Origin of the sequence: Streptomyces sp. NPDC087310, from assembly GCF_044744405.1 — a bacterium.
Lineage (GTDB): Bacteria > Actinomycetota > Actinomycetes > Streptomycetales > Streptomycetaceae > Streptomyces.
Window position 1 is genome coordinate 469988 of sequence record NZ_JBIUYF010000005.1, and the last position, 15260, is coordinate 485247.

Sequence of the window (15260 nt, forward strand, 5' to 3'; positions counted from 1 at the left end):
CGGCTCAGGACCGGTTCGATTCGGTCCTGAGCCGGTCAACTTCCGTGGCGTGTCCGGTCCGATCAGGGCTCCGGCGTCACGTAGTACGCGGCGAACCCCTTCAGGATCTCCGCCTCGTCGATCCTGCCGTCGCCGTCCGCGTCCAACTCGCCGGCCACCCGGGCCGCCGCCTCCGGCTCGACCCCCAGCACCCGCAGCGCGCGTTCGGCCGCCGCCGGTGTCACGGAGCGGCCACCGGCGGGCGCCGCGCCGTCCCCGCCCGCGACATCGATCGCGGCGCTCAGGAACGGCCGGGCGATCTCCGCGAACCGCTCCGGGTTGTCGCGCAGCCGCTTCACCGCGCCCGTGACGAACTCCTGGCGGCTGACCCGCTGATCACCGTCCACGTCCGCGATCCCGGCCATCCCCTGCCAGAACGCCTCGGCCCCGCTGTAGAGCGCCTGGCCCTTGTCGGAGCGGGCAGTCGTGCCGAACTCGGCGAGCAGCGCCGCCGCGGCCCCGCTGAAATCCTCCCGGTCGATGTAACCGCTGCCGTCCTGGTCGAATGCGGCGAACCTGGAGGCGATCTTGCCCTCGTATTCTGCGCTGTCCATGCCCGGAGCGTACGACGACGGAGGGCCGCCGTGTGTCCGCTTGCCCGGAAGGCCCACGGAGAAAGCGCAGATGAACGGGGAGCGGAGGGGCCGGGAAGACTACGCCGACAGCGGTTGCGCCTGGGTGTCGACGGCGCTCGGCACATCGGGAAAGACGTCGAAGAGCCGGCGTACGCCGAGCGCCGCGAGCACGCGGTTCACGTGCGAGCCCTCCTCCGATCCCCGTGCGGGCAGGATGAGACGGAGGTTGCCGCGACAGGAGTGGAGCAGTCTGCGGGAGGCGATCAGTACGCCGACACCGCTGGAGTCGCAGAAGAACACGTGCGACAGATCGAGCACGAGTTCGTGCTGTCCCTCGGCCACCGCGTCATGGACCCGCTGACGGACCTCCGGCGATGTCACGAGATCCAGCTCGCCGGTGATGTGCAGGACGGTCCACGCGCCCTGCTCGGACTCGTTCACCTTGAGCGTCACGCGTCTGATGCCCTTCTCCTCGACGGATGGGACGATCCGGAAGTATTCCTTCCTGATCGCCCCTGCCCTTTTAGCCGTGGCCGAAACGTCGTGGGTCGGCGTACGGGGACGTGCTGGTCGGCGTATGGGGCGCACTTACCGCAAAGGGGCGTGCGCTGTCGGTGGTGCCCACTACATTCGACGGGACGGCGGGGTCCTGACTTCGGCATCATGAGGAATTCGGCATCATGAGGAAACCGAAGAGGGCCGGAGGAACAGGGCGAGGGCCAGAGGAACAGGGCTGGGGGTCGGATGGCGAAGAACACACCGCCCCGCTGGGACCGCAGGATGCAGCAGCGGCTCGCGCGGGGCGAGGCGGCGGCGCTCGGTGAGCTGTACGACCGGTACGCGTCCCTGGTGCACAGCCTCGCCCACCGCGTACTGGACGACGACGCGGCGGCGGACCGCGTCACCCGCGACGTGTTCGGCCACGTCTGGGAGAACCTGGACACCTACGACCCCCGGCAGGGCTCCCTGCGCTCCTGGGTGGCGAATGTCACACAGGACCTCGCCGTGCGGCGGCTCCGCGAGAGCGAACGCCAGGCGTTCGAGGCGCGCGGCGAGGGCACCACGGAGGAGATGGAGCAGAAGATACGCCGGGCCTCGGCGGCGGCCCGTGCGGACTACATCGTCAGGTCGATGCCGAAGCCCCTGCTCAGCGCGTTGGAGCTGGCGTACTTCCAGCGCCGGGACTGCCGTCAGACGGCGGAGGACCTGGGCGTCACGGAGGACGAGGCGCGGCGCCGGCTGCGGCTGGGCCTGCAACTGCTCTCCACGGCCAACAGCCGGACCGGGGACGGTCTCCCGCCGCCGGAAACCGGGCGCTCCCGGTGACCGGCCCGCTGGACGGCGGCTCCCACGACGACCGCGACCCGGGCGAACCGACGCCCTTCCTCCGGATACCCGGCCCGAGGCCGGCGGGCGACGACCAGGCCCCGCCGGAACCGGAACCGAAACCGGAACGGGAACGGGAACGGGAACCGGAACGGGAATCGGCGCCGGAACCGGGATCACCCGCACCCGGAATACCCCGGCTCACCCACAAGGTGCTGAAGTCCCTCCTCGGAGCCTGGGCGCTCTCCGCCTGCTCGGCCGCCGAGACCGGGCTCGTCGAGGACCACCTCACCGAGTGCGCGCCCTGCGCCGAGGAGGCGCTGCGGCTGCGCGACGCCGTCGGGCTGCTGCACGCCGAGGGGAATCTGGACCTCGACCCGCTGCTGCGCTCCCGTGTGCTGGAGGACTGCCTCGGCCGCCGCCCCGCCCGCGTCCCGGTGCCCGGCTGGGCCGCCCCGTACGACGCCGAGACCGCCCGGCTCGACGCGCTGCTCCGTGACATCGGCGCCCAGGACTGGCACGCGCCCGTCCGGCTCCAGTGGTTCGAGAACGAGCGGGCGGCCTTCCGCAGGACGACGGTCGCCGGGGTCATGGGCCATCTGATGACCGTGGACGGCGTGGTCGCGGCGGCCCTCGGGCTGGAGGACCCGCTGGGCCCCGGGGCACCGGCCGGCCCCACCGACCGTACGGAGACCTTCTGGCGCTCGGCGACGCCGCCGCCCACCCGGGCGCTCCACGAACCCTGGCGCGAGCAGAACCACGCCCTGATCCGTACGGTCTCCTTCGCGGGCCGGGGCGTGGCCGAACTCTCCGTGACGTACGGGGAATTCGCCCTTCCGCTGCGCGACGCGCTGCTGGAGCGGGCCTTCGAGTGCTGGATCCACGGCACGGACATCGCGGAGGCGGTCGCCTACCCGTACAAGCCGCCGAGCGGGCCCCATCTCCGCTCGATGATCGACCTGGGCGCGCGGCTGCTCCCTGCCGCCCTCGCGCTGCGCCGCCGGGCGGGTCTGGCGGGCCCGGCGCAGCAGCTCGTGGCGGCGGGCTCGCCCGGCAGGTCGCTGCATCTGCTGGTCGAGGGGGTGGGCGGCGGTGACTGGTACATCCCGCTGGACTCCCCGGCTGCGGTCGGCTGCCGGGAGCTGTCCGTGGGCCAGGTCGCGCTGGACGCCGTCGAGTTCTGCCAGGTGGTGGCCGGGCGCGTCTCGCCGGAGGACGCGGCGGCGGGTCAGGACGGCGACCGCGAGGCGATCAGGGACGTGCTGTTCGCGGCGGCGGCGATGAGCCGGCTCTGAGCCGCCCGCCGCGCCTCCGGCAGGTGGACCGGCTCAGGCGAAGACGACCGTACGGTGGCCGTTCAGCAGGATCCGGTGCTCCGCGTGCCACTTCACCGCGCGCGCCAGCGCCTGGCACTCCACGTCCCGGCCGATCGCCACGAGCTGCTCCGGTGTGACCTGGTGGCCGACGCGCTCGACCTCCTGCTCGATGATCGGGCCCTCGTCGAGGTCGGCCGTCACATAGTGCGCGGTCGCGCCGATCAGCTTCACGCCCCGCGCGTGCGCCTGGTGGTACGGCTTCGCGCCCTTGAAGCTCGGCAGGAAGGAGTGGTGGATGTTGATGATCCGGCCGTTGAGCTGCTTGCACAGGTCGTCGGAGATGACCTGCATGTAGCGGGCGAGGACGACCAGCTCGACCTGCTCGGCCCTGACCAGCTCCAGCAGCTCCGCCTCCGCCGCCGCCTTCGTGTCCCTCGTCACCGGGATGTGGTGGAAGGGGATGTCGTACGAGGCGGCGAGCTCGGCGAAGTCCGTGTGGTTCGAGACGACGGCCACGATCTCCACCGGCAGCGCGCCGATGTTCGCCCGGAAGAGGAGATCGTTCAGGCAGTGGCCGAACCTGCTGACCATGAGGACGATCCGCATCCGGTCCTCGGGACGGTGGATCGCCCAGTCCATCCGGAAGGAGTCGCCGATCGCGGCGAAGCTCGCGCGCAGCTTCTCCACCGTCACCGGCTCCTCCGCCGAGAAGTGCACCCGCATGAAGAAGAGCCCGGTGTCGTGGTCCCCGAACTGCTGGCTGTCCTCGATGTTGCAGCCGGTCATGAAGAGGTAGCTCGACACGGCGTGCACGATGCCCTGTTTGTCCGGGCAGGACAGCGTCAGCACGTACTGATCGGTGCGGTCCCGGTGGCCGGTGCGGCCGGACGGGGCAGGCGTGGCGGAGGGCTGCGCGGCGGTGCTCATGACCACAAAGGATCCCACATCGCCGCGCCGTCTCAGGCGGACCGCGTCATGATGCGCAGCACGTCCAGGGTCTGCGGCGGCGCGTCCGGGTCGTCGCCGTCGCCCGCCGCCAGCCGTACGTGCGCCTCGCGGGCCGCGCGGACCGCCTCCGGCCAGCCGTGGTGCTCCAGGTAGGCGGAGACGGGCGCGTCCGCGCCGACCTGGTGCATGATGCGCAGCACCCGCAGCACGGCGAGATCGACGAGGGCGGCCTCGCCGGAGTCGCGGAAGATCGTTCCGACGTACTTCTCGGCGGACCAGTTGTCGAGCCAGGTGTCCTCGACCAGCCGGTACACGGCGTCGGTGACATCCCCGTACCCCTCGCGGCCGGCCAGCCAGCACTCGTGGTGGAAGACGGGATCGGAAAGCATGTGCAGCGCCGAGCGCACATTGCTGCGCCAGCGCCACCACGGCATGTCGTTGAGCGGCATGCCGCCCATGGTGGGGGAGCGACGGCCGCGACGGGAAGGGTTCTCGGAAGCTGGCTGCACAGCCCCGACTTTACGGTCCGCCGGGCGATGTCACCCAGGGCCCCCGCTGTTCACCTCCACGTCACCCACCGTTGACGAGCGCTCACTGTGCAGTTCCCTCCGGGCCGGGAGCGTGAGGGGCTATGACCGGTCGGCGACGTTTCTCCTCCCTCCGCACCTTCCAGAGCGGTGCCCTGTTCGCCGTCGCCACCCTGTTGTCCGGCTGCGGCCTCCTGCCAGGGGACTCCGGCGGCTCCCGGCCCCCTGTCACCGTCATGACCTGGGCGCCGATCGACACCAACGCGACCAATCTGCCCGGCATGCCGGCCATGGCGCAGGCGTACGCCCGCTGGGTCAACTCCTCCGGCGGCATCGGCGGCCACGAGCTGCGCGTCCTGACCTGCAACGAGCGCAACGACTCGGCGGGCGCCGCCGAGTGCGCCCGCCGGGCCGTGAAGGCGAAGGCCGTCGCGGTCGTCGGCTCGTACAGCCAGTTCGGCCGTGAGTTCATGGCACCGCTGGAGGCCGCGGGCATCCCGTACATCGGCGGATACGGCATCAGCGAGGAGGAGTTCACGAGCTTCCTCTCCTACCCCGTCAACGGCGGGCAGGCCACGCTCCTCGCGGGCAGCGGCCGGCAGGTCGCGCGCAACTGCGCCCGTACGGCGCTGGTACGGCCCGACACGATCGGCGGCGACAACCTGCCCGCCCTGATCGACGCCGGGCTCTCCCGGGGCGGCCGCGGGCCCGTCTCCGACATCCGCGCGGCGGAGGACGCCACCGACTACACCCGGCAGGCGGAGCTGGCGCGCGAGCGGGCCCGGGACGGCGGCTGCGTCACGGCGGTGCTCGGGGACCGCACCGAGACCTTCCTCGACTCCTACCGCAGGCTCCCCGACGACGGCCGGTCCATCCGGGTCTCCTCCGTGCTGGGCAGCGTCGACCAGTCGCTCATCGACCGCACGGGCGGCAAGGACGGGATCTTCGAGAACGCGTACCTCACCGGCTGGTACCCGGTGGCGAACGACCGGGCGTGGGGGCCGATGCGCGGTGTGATCGACCAGTTCGCCTTCGGGAACAACGACATCGACCCGACGGACCCGGGCACGCAGACCACGTGGATCGCGTACACGGTGCTGAAGAAGGTCGTCGAGTCGCTCGACACCGACGAGATCACCCCCGAGAAGATCACGGACACCCTGGACCGGGGCGTGGCGGTGAACACGGGCGGCCTCACGCCGACGCTGCGCTGGCGGTACGAGGACATGCTCGGGACGCCGAACTTCCCGCGGATCGTCAACGGGAACGTGACGTTCCAAGTGGTGAAGCAGGGGCGGCTGGTGAGCCAGCGGAAGGGGTTCGTGGACGTGGGCGAGACGCTGCTGGGCGGCGCGGCCCGGGAGCCGTAAGGCCGTACGGACTTACGGCCTACGGACTTACGGCCTTACGCGGAGCCGTACGCGCCGGGCGGGGGGTACGGCTCCCCCGCCCGGCGGCTCCCCCGCCCGGCGGCTGCCCCGCCCGGCGGTCCGCGCCGTCAGAGCTGGGTCGGGGCCCGCTTCGTCAGCTCGTACTCCGTCGCGATGCTGTTCCACAGGCCCGACGCCTTCTTCTTCGCGGCCGTCGCCTCGCCGCTCGCCCGGTCGCCCTTGGAGCGCTCCGAGGTGACGCGCGCCTGGCCGTCCTTGCACCCCTTCTTCTTGCCGACCTGCTTGGCCCACGCCGCGTAGTGGTCGTCGGCGGAGGCGGACGCCTCCCACGCGTCGGTGAGGGAGGACGTCAGCTCGGTGTGGCCGGGCAGCTTGTCCACCGTCAGCGCGTCCAGCCGGGTCACCAGACCGCGGCGCTGCTCGGCGGCGGCGTGCAGATCGGTGGCGGCCTGGCCGAGGTTGTCGCAGGACCTGATGGAGTTGACGGCGTTGATCACCGACTCACGGCTGCTGCTGCTGTCGGCGAGCAGCTTGTCGAGCTCCTGGGCCTGGGTCTTCACCGGGTCCGGGGCGGCCTGGGTGGTCGATTCGGTGGCCGGCGGCGAGGTCGCCGACGCCACCGTCCTGCTGTCGTCCTGGGACGGGTCGTCGTCGCCCCCGCCGCTCATCAGCGCGCCCGCGCCCAGACCGAGGGCGACGATGCCGGCGGTGACGGCGGCGATCAGCGGGACCCGTGAGGACGTACGGCGGCCGGCGGAGCGTCCGCGCGGCTCGTGCGGCCCGGGGCCGCCGGGCGTGGCGTGGGCGCCGTACTGCGGGGACGGGGGCTGGGGTTGCGGCTGCGGCTGGTATCCGGCGCCGCCGCCCCGGGCGGCCCGCCGACCGCCGACGGGCGGCGCCGGGGTCTCGATCCGGGGCATCTTCTGGGTGGACCCGGACGCCTCGCCGTCCGAGCGGAAGAGGTTGTCGAACTCGGCGGGCGGCGGCCGGTCGCCGGGGGCGCCGGGCCGTACGCCGTACGGAGCCGGTCCAGCGGCGGCGGGCGCGGGCCCGGCGGGGACGGGGGCGATGAACTGCGTGGCCTCCGCGTCGGAGCCCCGCGCCGCCGCGACGGGCGGCAGGAACTGGGTCGCGTCGGCCCCGGTGTCCCGGCTCTCGGGCGGCAGCACGCCGGGCCCCCGCGAGCCCGGCGAGGCGGCAGGGGCGGGCGGGACCGGCGGGATGAACTGGGTGGCGTCCGCGTCGGGTCCGGGCGCGGCGGCGACGGGCGGCAGGTACTGGGTGGCGTCCGCGCTGCCGGGCGCTGGCGCCTCGGCGGGCAGCGGCATCGGCTGCCCGTAGCCGCCCTGCTGCGGAGGCTGGGGCTCCCCGTACTGCTGGGGCGGCTGTGACTGGGGGTACGGCTGGGGCTCGGGGTACGGCGGGGTCTCCCCGTACTGCTGGGGCAGCGGCTGCGCGTGGGACGGCGGCAGGGGCTGCCCGTACGTCTGCTGCGGCGGCTGGGGCGCGTCGTACGGAGCGCCCCCCGGTCTCCCGTACGACGGCGTGGGCTCCGGCGCGCCGTACGCCCCGTACGGTTCCTGGCCGCCCTGCTGGTAGGGCTGCTGGTAGGGCTGGTCGTACGACGGTGATCCCGCGGGCGCCCCGTACCCCTGCTGCGGGCCCTGCGGTATGCCCTGCGCTCCGTGGGGCGCATGCGGGGCGTGCGGATCCTGCCCGTACGCCTGCTGCGGCGGCTGAGGCTGCTGCGGCTGCCCCCACGGCTGGGCGCCCGGCTGGTGGGCACCGGTCGGCGGCAGCGCGGGCGGCACCGGCGTCGGTGCGGGCGGGGTCTGGTCCGCGGCCGAGCCGGGGATCCAGGGCCCGCTGCCGTCGCTGGGCAGCACGACGCCTTCGTGCGCGGGGCGAGCGGCGGGATACTGCGGCTCATCCCCTTGTCCGCTGTGCGTCACCGGGACTCCTACGTGTGGAACGTCTGGACCTACCGAATCGTCGGTTCACGCTACCGGGTGAATCGCGCCTTCGAACACGCGCGTCGGGAGGGTGTCGGACCGGTAACGCCCCGACCTGCAAAGACGCAGGTGGAGGGCGTGAAGTCGTACGCGTCCCGGCGGAATTGGCAGAGGGCACGGTGTCCGCACCGCGCCCTCACGACACCCCCACGAATCCCGACCGGTCCTCAGGCCGCCTGGATCTCCAGCCGCGCCCCGAACTCCCGTACCGCCGGCTCGTCCCCGTACGGCTCCAGCCGCTGCTGGAGGTCCTCCAGATACTCCGCGCCCCGGCTGGAGCGCAGCGTCCCCAGCAACTCCACGGCGCGCGTGCCGGTCTGGCACGCCTGCTCCACCTCGCGCTGCTGGACCTGTGCCGTCGCCAGCAGGACGAGGCCGATCGCCCGGCGCCGCGCCCGGGACTCCGGATGGCCCTCCAGCGCCGCCGAGGCGTGCCGCGCCGCCGCTTCGGGGCGGCCCAGATCCCGGTAGCAGTGCGCCAGTTCGTCGGAGAGGTAGGCGTGGTCGAAGTGCTCGATCCAGTCCGGGTCCTCCCCCGCGCCGTCGTCCACGTGTTCCAGCGCCGTGATCGCCCGGCCCGCCGCCGCCTCGCAGGTACGGGTGTCGCCGAGCAGCGCGTGGCCGCGCGCCTCCGCCGCGTGGAACATGGCCTGGGCCCGCGGCGGCACCTGACCGCGCGTCCCCTCCTGCGCCGCGCGCGCCAACTGGGCGATCTCACGCGGGTTTCCGAGCTGGGCGGCGAGATGGCTCATGGACGCGGCCAGGACGTACCCCCCGTACCCCCGGTCCCCGGCGGCCTGGGCGAGGCGCAGCGCCTGGATGTAGTAGCGCTGGGCGAGCCCCGGCTGGCCGGTGTCGACCGCCATGTACCCGGCCAGTTCGGTCAGCCGGGACACGGCGGAGAAGAGCCGGCGGCCGACCGTCTCCCGGTACGAACCGGCCAGCAGCCCCGCCACCACGCTGTTCAGGTAGTGCACGACGACCGGCCTGACATGGCCGCTGCCGAAGCGGTGGTCCAGCGCGATGAGCGCGCGGGTCATCGCCCGTACCGCCTCGACGTCCGAATCACCCACCCGCGCCCCGGTGTTGCGCGCGACCGCCGAGTCGGCGCCCGTGATCAGCCAGTCCCGGCTGGGCTCGACGAGCGCCGAGGAGGCCACGGCCGAGCCGGAGAGGAAGTCGCGGCGCCCGACGTCGCTGCGCCACAGCTCACAGACCTGCTCGATCGCCCCCATGACCGTCGGCGAGAACTGCAGGCCGACCCCCGAGGCGAGGTTCTTCCCGTTGGCCATGCCGATCTCGTCGATCGTGACCGTACGGCCCAGCTTGCGGCCCAGCGCCTCGGCGATGATGCCCGGGGCCCGGCCGCGCGGCTGCTGGCCGCGTAACCAGCGGGCCACCGATGTCTTGTCGTAGCGCAGGTCCAACCCGCGCTCCGCTCCCACCATGTTGACGCGCCGCGCGAGCCCGGCGTTGGAGCACCCGGCTTCCTGGATGAGCGCCTGGAGCCGTTCGTTCGGCTGGCGCGCGACGAGTGGCCTGGCTGCCAATGGAATACCCCCTGTGGCCGCAGTGATCAACTCTGTGAACACTGCCCGGCAAATGTGCGGAGAATGCGCATGTTCGGCAATAACGCAAATAATCTAGGTCTTTCCGGAAACCTCCATGACCACGGCCGACTCACAGCCGGCCCACGACCGGCCCACGACCGAGCACCGGTCGTGGCGGCCCCGCGCTGCCCATATGGTGTCCGACCCCCGAGGGTGGTTACCCGCGTACCGCTCCACCCCTTCCCGCGCGCCCCCATACATGCATCGATGCGCCCCATTTGCGTGATCAAGGCGCGCGGCGCGCCGTCCCGCGCCCGTAACCCGCGCTGGTGGCGGGAGTTGTGTTCTGCGTGGAAGAGACCATCGGAGTCACGGACACCGCCCGGATCCCCGGGCAGCGGGGCGACCTGCTGCTCGACAGTGCGGTGCGGTACGCGGAAGAGCGGCACTGGGAGGTGTTCCCCGGCACCCGGCTGGTGCCGGTGGCGGGCGGGGAGCGGTGCTCCTGCGAGCGGACGGAGTGCGCCGCGCCCGGGGCGCACGCCACGGGCCCCGGGTGGGCCGGCCTGGCGACGGGCAGCCCGGCGGCGGTACGGAGGCTGTGGTCGAAGCAGCCGGGCGCGTCGGTCCTGCTGCCGACGGGGCGCGCCTTCGACGTGCTGGACGTTCCGGAGTCGGCGGGCTTCCTGGCGCTGGCCAGGATGGAGCGGATGGCGCTGACGCTGGGCCCGGTGATCTGCACCCCGGACCGGCGGATGGTCTTCTTCGTGCTGACCGGCGGGGCGGCGAAGGCGGACGCCCTCGTACGGCAACTGGGCTGGGCCCCGGAGTCGGTCGACCTGGTCGCGCGCGGCGAGGGGCACTACGTGGCGGCGCCGCCGACCCGGGTGGGCGGCAGGGGCGCGGTGCAGTGGGCGTGCGGGCCGACCCCGGCCAACCGCTGGCTGCCGGACGTGGCGGAGCTGATCAGCCCGCTGGCGTACGCGTGCGGCCAGGAGGCGGCGGCGGTACGGGCCCGGCGCGGGCGGGGCGGGAACGGGTAGGCACGGGAACGGGTAGGCACGGCACGGCGGGGGCAGGCGCAGACGGCGTACGTAGGGTGGTTCCCGTACTCCCGGAAAAGGGATGTCAGGGAATTACGGGACACGGGGAGGTCGTGCGTCATGCCGGACCGGACAACACGAGAGGCGGAGGCGGTCACGGGGGCGGCCGTGCGGGTCGAGGGGCTGTGGAAGCGCTTCGGTGAGCAGATCGCCGTCGCGGGCATCGATCTGGAGCTGCCCGCAGGCCAGTTCATCGGGCTGGTCGGACCGAACGGCGCGGGCAAGACCACCACCCTCTCCATGATCACCGGTCTGCTCCGTCCCGACCAGGGCCGGGTCGTGGTCGCCGGACACGACGTCTGGCGGGACCCGGCCGAGGTCAAGGCGCGGATCGGGGTCCTGCCGGAGGGGCTGCGGCTCTTCGAACGGCTCTCGGGGCGCGAACTCCTCGGCTACAACGGACGGTTGCGGGGGCTGCCAGGACCCGAGGTGGACAAGCGGGCCACGCAACTCCTCGACGTGCTCGACCTGGCGGGCGCGCAGCACAAGCTGGTCGTCGACTACTCGACCGGCATGCGGAAGAAGATCGGGCTGGCGGCGGCGCTGCTGCACAACCCGCAGGTCCTCTTCCTGGACGAGCCGTTCGAGGGCGTCGACCCGGTCTCCGCGCAGACGATCCGGGGCGTCCTGGAGCGCTACACCGCCTCGGGCGCCACCGTCGTCTTCTCCAGCCATGTCATGGAGCTGGTGGAGTCGCTGTGCGACTGGGTCGCGGTGATGGCGGCGGGCCGGATCCGCGCGCAGGGCACCCTCGCGGAGGTACGGGGCGACGCGGCGTCCCTCCAGAGCGCCTTCCTCGAACTCGTCGGCGCGCAGGGACAGGGCGGCGGGGACCACCTCGACTGGCTGGGCGGCGGTGCACGATGAGCGCCGCACGCACCGGGCCGGCCGCGCCCCCGCTCACCCCCGTCCTCGTATCGCTCAAACTCTCCCTGCTGCGCAACGGGCTGCGCCAGTCCTCGGGCCGTACCGCCGCGTACGTCACGACCGTGGTCCTCGTCCTGCTGGTCACGGCGGCGCAGGTCCTCGGCCTGGTGCTGCTGCGCGACACCGCCCATGTGGACACGGTCGTGGTGCTGCTGACCGCCGTGCTGGCGCTGGGCTGGGCGGTGCTGCCGCTGTTCTTCCCCAGCGGTGACGAGACCCTGGACCCGACGCGGCTGGTGATGCTGCCGTTGCGGCCGGAGCCCCTGGTGCGGGCGCTGCTGGTGACGTCCCTGGTGGGGATCGGGCCGCTGTTCACGCTCTGCCTGCTGACCGGCTCGGCCGCCGCGACGGCGCACGGCGCGGGCGCAGTGGCCGTCGCGGTCCTCGCCGTACCGCTGGCGCTGCTGGTGTGCGTCGCGCTCGCGCGGGCCGTCGCGGCGGCCAACATCCGGCTGCTGACCTCGCGCAAGGGCCGCGACCTGGCCGTGCTGAGCGGACTGGTGATCGCCGTCGGCGTCCAGATCGTCAACTTCGCCGCGCAGCGCCTGGGCGACGCGGGCGGCCTCGCGGCGCTCGACCCGGTGACGGCCGTCGTACGGTGGCTGCCGCCCGCGGCGGCGCTCGGCGCGGTCGGCTCCGTGAGCGAGGGCGCGTACGGACGCGCCGTGGCGCAACTGCTGCTGACGGGCGTCGCGCTGGCGGCGCTGCTGTACGCGTGGCAGCGGTCGCTGGTGAAGCTGATGACGGCCCCGGACGGCTCGACCCTGGGCGCCGGACAGCAGGGCCGCAGGGAGGCGACGGCGGGCCGGGGCCCGGGACGCGTGCTGGCGGCGGCGTTCCCCGAGGGGCGTACGGCCACGGTGATGAAGCGCAGTCTGCGGTACGTGTGGCGCGACCCGAAGACGAAGGCCGCGTGGGCGACCTCGCTGGCCATCGGTCTGATCGTGCCGCTGTTCAACGCGCTCCAGGGCACGGGCACGATCTACTTCGCGTGCTTCGCGGCCGGCATGCTCGGCATCCAGATGTACAACCAGTTCGGCCAGGACACCTCGGCGTTCTGGATGGTCGCGCTGACGATCTCCTCGACCCGGGACGCCTATCTGGAGTTGCGGGCACGCGCGCTCGCCCTGCTGGTGGTCACGCTGCCCTACTCGGCGCTGGTCACCGTCGCCACGGCGGCCGTGCTGGGCGACTGGACCGCCCTCCCGGAGGCGCTCGGCCTCTCCTTCGCCCTGCTCGGCGCGATGCTGGCGACGGGCGCGGTGGCCTCGGCGCGCTTCCCGTACTCCATCCCCCAGGACAGCGGCTACAAGAACGTCGCCCCGGGCCAGGCGGGGCTCGCCTGGATCTCCATCTTCGGCGGCATGCTCGGCGCGGCCCTGCTCTGTGCCCCGGTCCTCGCCCTGACGATCTGGCTGCACACCGCGAACCTGGGCGACCGCACCTGGCTGCTGCTCCCCGTGGGCACGGCGTACGGCGCCCTGATCGCCCTCGGCGGGCTGCGCCTGGCGGCCCCGCAGACGGCGACACGCCTCCCGGAGATCCTGACGGCGGTCAGCAAGGGGTGAGGGGGCGGGGCGTTTCCGTAGCCGCCCCGCCCCACGCGGTCTCAGGGCACAGGGATCTCCAAGACCGACCGACCTTCTCTCCGTCCACTTCTCTCCGTCCACGTCTCTCCGCCCGCGTCTCTCCGCCCACGTTTGCCACGAGCGAGTACTCATGCAAGAGTACTCGTATGTCATCGATCAGGTTGTTCATCCTCGACACGTTCGCGAGGAACGGCGAGATGCACGGGCACAGGGTCCGTCTCCAGGCGGAGCAGGAACATCTGCACCTGTGGACGGACGTGTCGGTGGGCAGCCTGTACCAGGCGATCAAACGGCTGCTGTCCGAGGGGCTGCTCGCCGAGGTCCGGGTCGAGCGGGAGGGCAATCTGCCCGAGCGTCAGGTCTACGGCATCACGGACGAAGGGCGGCGGCGGCTCCGGGAACTGCAGTCGCAGGGGCTGACCCACATCTGGAGGAAACCGGACCCCTTCGACCTGGCCCTCACCCGCCTGGACCCCGGGAAACTGGATGATCTCCACGCCGTCATCGCCTCCCGGCTGGACGAGCTCTCCTCCATGCTGTCCACCACCGAGGCGCTGAACGCGGGTGCCATCGACGGCGGCTACCTGACGGTGAGCGAGTCCCTCGCGGTCAGCCACGGCGCGCACCGGCTGCGCGCCGAAGTCGCCTGGCTCCAAGAAGTCCTGGACGCGGTGCCCGCGATCGTGGCCGACGAGCGGAGCCGCCGGCCCGGCACCCCCTGATCGCCGGGCACCACACCAGCACGTACCACCCTGCGACCCGCACGATCAATCTGCGGACCCTATGGAGCACGCGCCATGTCGGAACTGATCGAGCCCTTCACGCTGTCCATACCCGACGAGCAACTGACCGACCTGGGCGAACGCCTCGCCCGCACCCGGTGGCCCGACGCCGAAACCGTGCCCGACACGAGCCAGGGCCCCCAACTGGCCAAGGTGCGCGCCCTGCACGACTACTGGCTCCACACCTACGACTGGCGGCGGTGCGAGAGAACCCTCAACGGCTTCGGTCAGTCCCGCACCACCATCGACGGCCTGGGAATCCACTTCCTCCACGTGCGCTCGCCGGAACCGGACGCCCTCCCCTTGGTCATGACCCACGGATGGCCCAGCTCGGTCCTCGACTTCCACAAGGTCATCGGCCCGCTGACCGACCCCGCGGCCCACGGCGGCGATCCGCGTGACGCCTTCCACCTCGTGGTGCCCTCGCTGCCGGGATTCGGATTCTCCGACCGGCCGACCGCACCCGGCTGGGGATTTCCCCGGATCGCCGACGCCTGGATCACCCTGATGGACCGGCTCGGGTACCGGCGGTGGGGTGCACAGGGCGGCGATCTCGGCTGTGCGGTCACCGACGAGATCGGTCGCGCGGCCCCGGACGGCTGCGTCGGACTGCACCTCAACTTCGCCATGTTCCCACCCACACCCGAGGAGATCGAGGACGCCACCGCGCAGGAACGGGCCATGCTCGACAGCGCCGGCCGGTTCTGGGAGAACCTTTCGGGCTACGCCAGACAACAGGCGACCCGTCCGCAGACCATCGGCTACTCCCTCGCGGAGTCCCCCATCGGTTTGGCCGCCTGGATCTACGCGATGTACCAGGACACCTGCGGCACACCAGGAGACGCGGAAGCGTCATTCACCCTGGACGAACTGCTCGACACCATCATGCTGTACTGGCTTCCCAACACCGGAGCGTCCTCCGCCCGGACGTACTGGGAGATGGCCCGGGCACCCCGCCCCTCCGCGCCGACCCCCGCCGAACCCCTCACCGTGCCCACCGGATTCAGCATGTTCCCCGAGGAACACGTGCGGAAGTCCAGGCGCTGGATCGAGCGCCGCTACAGCAACGTGATCCACTTCAGCGAGCCCGCAGCGGGAGGCCACTTCGCGGCCCTGGAGCAGCCGAAACGCTTCACCGATGACGTCCGGGCCACTTTCCGCTCCGTGCGCTGAGC

General features: G+C 72.4%; 14 protein-coding genes. 8 read left to right on the top strand and 6 right to left on the bottom strand.

Translation table 11 applies throughout. From position 1 onward, the window contains the following. Nucleotides 1-62 precede the first annotated feature (62 nt). Entirely contained in the window at nt 63-593 is a 531-nt protein-coding gene (locus ACIO3P_RS21305) for an EF-hand domain-containing protein (protein WP_329825014.1), read from the bottom strand. A gap of 99 nt (nt 594-692) precedes the next feature. Further along, nucleotides 693-1067, bottom strand: coding sequence for an STAS domain-containing protein (locus ACIO3P_RS21310; protein ID WP_329825013.1), 375 nt, complete (start codon nt 1065-1067; stop codon nt 693-695). A gap of 291 nt (nt 1068-1358) precedes the next feature. Between ACIO3P_RS21310 and ACIO3P_RS21315 the strand changes: the two genes are divergently transcribed. Together ACIO3P_RS21315 and ACIO3P_RS21320 are read left to right on the top strand one after the other, a co-directional pair. Then, complete coding sequence (locus ACIO3P_RS21315; protein ID WP_401853025.1) at nt 1359-1940, top strand: sigma-70 family RNA polymerase sigma factor; 582 nt, start codon at nt 1359-1361, stop codon at nt 1938-1940. Beyond that, a complete protein-coding gene (locus tag ACIO3P_RS21320) occupies nt 1937-3235 on the top strand; it encodes a maleylpyruvate isomerase N-terminal domain-containing protein (RefSeq protein ID WP_401853027.1) in 1299 nt (432 codons plus the stop codon). The genes ACIO3P_RS21315 and ACIO3P_RS21320 overlap by 4 nt, the downstream gene beginning before the upstream one ends. 33 nt (nt 3236-3268) lie before the next feature. Here the strand turns inward: ACIO3P_RS21320 and purU are convergent, their stop codons facing one another. Both purU and ACIO3P_RS21330 read right to left on the bottom strand, forming a co-directional pair. Beyond that, on the bottom strand, nt 3269-4183 hold the full coding sequence (purU, locus tag ACIO3P_RS21325) for a formyltetrahydrofolate deformylase (protein ID WP_329825011.1): 915 nt from the start codon (nt 4181-4183) through the stop codon (nt 3269-3271). 32 nt (nt 4184-4215) lie between these two features. After that, on the bottom strand, nt 4216-4662 hold the full coding sequence (locus ACIO3P_RS21330) for a hypothetical protein (protein ID WP_329825125.1): 447 nt from the start codon (nt 4660-4662) through the stop codon (nt 4216-4218). Between the two features lie 173 nt (nt 4663-4835). On the opposite strand from ACIO3P_RS21330, the gene ACIO3P_RS21335 reads away from it, so the two are divergent. Next, nucleotides 4836-6101 (top strand): ABC transporter substrate-binding protein, encoded by a 1266-nt coding sequence (locus ACIO3P_RS21335; RefSeq protein WP_401853029.1) that lies wholly within the window; start codon nt 4836-4838, stop codon nt 6099-6101. 128 nt (nt 6102-6229) lie between these two features. Here ACIO3P_RS21335 and ACIO3P_RS21340 read toward each other — a convergent pair whose 3' ends face one another. Beyond that, on the bottom strand, nt 6230-8008 hold the full coding sequence (locus ACIO3P_RS21340; protein ID WP_401853031.1) for a hypothetical protein: 1779 nt from the start codon (nt 8006-8008) through the stop codon (nt 6230-6232). A gap of 293 nt (nt 8009-8301) precedes the next feature. Then, nucleotides 8302-9684: a transcriptional regulator gene (locus tag ACIO3P_RS21345; RefSeq protein ID WP_329825008.1), complete on the bottom strand. Its 1383-nt coding sequence runs from the start codon at nt 9682-9684 to the stop codon at nt 8302-8304. Between the two features lie 350 nt (nt 9685-10034). Here ACIO3P_RS21345 and ACIO3P_RS21350 point away from each other — a divergent pair, with 350 nt between their 5' ends. The 5 genes from ACIO3P_RS21350 (at nt 10035) to ACIO3P_RS21370 (ending at nt 15258) form a co-directional block, all read left to right on the top strand. After that, the gene (locus ACIO3P_RS21350; RefSeq protein WP_401789105.1) at nt 10035-10727 is read left to right on the top strand and encodes a bifunctional DNA primase/polymerase; all 693 of its coding nucleotides are present in this window, start codon (nt 10035-10037) and stop codon (nt 10725-10727) included. Nucleotides 10728-10847: 120 nt separating this feature from the next. Next, on the top strand, nt 10848-11654 hold the full coding sequence (locus ACIO3P_RS21355) for an ABC transporter ATP-binding protein (protein WP_329825007.1): 807 nt from the start codon (nt 10848-10850) through the stop codon (nt 11652-11654). Beyond that, nucleotides 11651-13282 carry a transporter gene (locus ACIO3P_RS21360; RefSeq protein ID WP_401853033.1) on the top strand — a complete coding sequence of 544 codons (1632 nt, stop codon included), beginning with the start codon at nt 11651-11653 and terminating at the stop codon, nt 13280-13282. Before ACIO3P_RS21355 ends, ACIO3P_RS21360 begins: the two co-directional genes overlap by 4 nt. Nucleotides 13283-13449: 167 nt before the next feature. Further along, complete coding sequence (locus ACIO3P_RS21365; protein WP_329825005.1) at nt 13450-14025, top strand: PadR family transcriptional regulator; 576 nt, start codon at nt 13450-13452, stop codon at nt 14023-14025. 75 nt (nt 14026-14100) lie between these two features. Continuing rightward, nucleotides 14101-15258, top strand: coding sequence for an epoxide hydrolase family protein (locus ACIO3P_RS21370; protein ID WP_401853036.1), 1158 nt, complete (start codon nt 14101-14103; stop codon nt 15256-15258). Nucleotides 15259-15260 lie beyond the last annotated feature (2 nt).